At 58.9% G+C, this 686-nt stretch carries 1 protein-coding gene; it reads right to left on the reverse strand.

Going from position 1 to position 686, the window contains the following annotated elements; genetic code table 11:
- On the reverse strand, positions 1-686 hold a 686-nt coding region (locus tag AD928_RS00045; RefSeq protein WP_209436614.1), incomplete at both ends, for a flavin monoamine oxidase family protein.

Consider the following 686-nt stretch of genomic DNA (forward strand, 5'->3'; position numbering starts at 1 on the left):
AGCTGAGACAGCACAGAAAGCGGAATGGTGCAGACACAATAATCGGCCTGCGCCTGTCGCACAGCATCGCCATGGGCGGTGTCAGTGTAGGTAACGGTCACGCCACGGTCATCCTGATGGATGGAGGAGACCTTGCAGTTCAGCGTGATGAGGTCTTTCACCTGACGGGTGAAACCTTTGCCGATCTGGTCCATCCCGCCGACGGGCTGGAACATGGTGGTCTGCATGTCCAGCCGTTCGTGAAAGGCCATCCAGTTCCACAGGCCGGACTGCATGACATCTTTACGGGCAAACGGATCGGAGGGGACGGGCGCGCCATCAATCCCACCGCCCTGCGGTTTTTCAAACCCCCGGCGCAGAGAACTGGTGTTGCCTTTGGCGTAGGCCATGTCCTTATTCAGAGCACCCCAGGAGTGCATGGCGTCACGGATATGGGCGCGTTCCTCTTCCGGAACGAGCTCGTCCAGCTTGTGCTGGTCAATGGCTTTGGCCAGCAGTTCTGCCGTAAAGCCGTTGAAGTCAGACGCCAGTTCCCGATACCGTACGGCCTTGCCGCCAAAGGCGCCGGTGGAGTGCAGCCAGCTATTGTGGTTCAGCTCGATAAAGGGTTCGAGCTGCACGCCAAACTCACGGCAATAATGTAGCAAGCCCTGATGGTGGTACGGGATACGCCATGGGCCGGGGTT

It is taken from the genome of Acetobacter cerevisiae (assembly GCF_001580535.1).
Taxonomy (GTDB): domain Bacteria; phylum Pseudomonadota; class Alphaproteobacteria; order Acetobacterales; family Acetobacteraceae; genus Acetobacter; species Acetobacter cerevisiae.